The sequence below is a fragment of the Mycobacterium sp. TH-M82 genome (genome assembly GCF_057473605.1).
Map to the genome: position 1 here is coordinate 1 of NZ_JBYCKY010000114.1, position 1,011 is coordinate 1,011.

Consider the following 1,011-nt stretch of genomic DNA (forward strand, 5'->3'; position numbering starts at 1 on the left):
CGGGTCACCCGGCGGTTCGGCGCTGTCTACGGTGCATCGGTGCTGACCGACCACGTGTTGACCGAGTTGGGCGGGCGCACCGCCGCACAGGCGATCGAAAACGGCGTGGAACCGCGCGAGGTGTGGTGGGCGCTGTGCGCCGACTTCGACGTCCCCCGCGACCAGTGGTGAGGTTTGGGTACGTCGGCCCGAGGATGCGCTCGCAGAACTTCGGCGGCTGGGAGACGGCATCAGCAGACAACGCTCTTTGGTGGACGAGTTGCTTGCCCAACGACGTGCCGAAGCTGCTGCTGAGTGACGGTTCTCGACGCATCTGCAGTGCTGGCGTTGATCCACCGTGAACCAGGCGATGATGTGGTGGCCCGTTCGTTGGCAGGCGCAGTGATCGGAACGCCTAACCTGGCCGAAGTGATCGTCAAACTGGTCGATGCGGGCATCGACGCCAGCCGCGTGCACGACCTGCTCGTTACTGCCGGGGTGAACGTCGAACCGCTCACCGCGGAGGACGCCGAATTGGCCGGCGCGCTGCGATCGGTTCCTGGCGGTCGGGCGTTGTCGCTGGGTGATCGATGCTGCTTGGTCTTGGCGGTTCGCAGCGACCCCGCCGAAATACTCACCGCCAATCAGGCCTGGTCGAACCTCGATCTGCCCGATCGCGGTCAAGCTGATCCGCTGACGAACGGGTGCCTGCCGGCGTGTTAGGCGCAGGTGGTTCTGCTTGTCGACGACGGCGCACGGCGCGCCTCCTTGCCATCGAACACACGTTCGCTAATGTGGGCGGTGTTCGACGGCGAGATGCTGGTCCGGGTCACTTGTCAGACCCTGCCGCTAGCGTCACGGCCAACCGACCGAGACCGGTCAACCGAACACGAGAACTACAGGAGAAACACCATGTCGCAAGCCCCTGACCGCGAAAAAGCCCTTGAGCTGGCACTGGCCCAGATCGAGAAGAGTCACGGCAAAGGCTCGGTGATGCGCCTCGGCGACGAGGTGCGTCAGCCGATCTCGGTC

The 1,011-nt window shown here is 64.8% G+C and carries 2 protein-coding genes and 1 pseudogene; all 3 read left to right on the forward strand.

Features of this window, described 5'->3' with window-relative positions:
* Positions 1-171: DUF3046 domain-containing protein (locus AC2VON_RS03385; RefSeq protein ID WP_486951680.1), on the forward strand; the 171-nt coding region annotated here is incomplete at its 5' end.
* A 123-nt stretch (positions 172-294) separates the two neighbouring features.
* Positions 295-702 (forward strand): type II toxin-antitoxin system VapC family toxin, encoded by a 408-nt coding sequence (locus tag AC2VON_RS03390; RefSeq protein WP_486951679.1) that lies wholly within the window; start codon positions 295-297, stop codon positions 700-702.
* A 189-nt stretch (positions 703-891) separates the two neighbouring features.
* Positions 892-1,011: pseudogene (locus AC2VON_RS03395) on the forward strand (recombinase RecA); the annotation flags it as partial.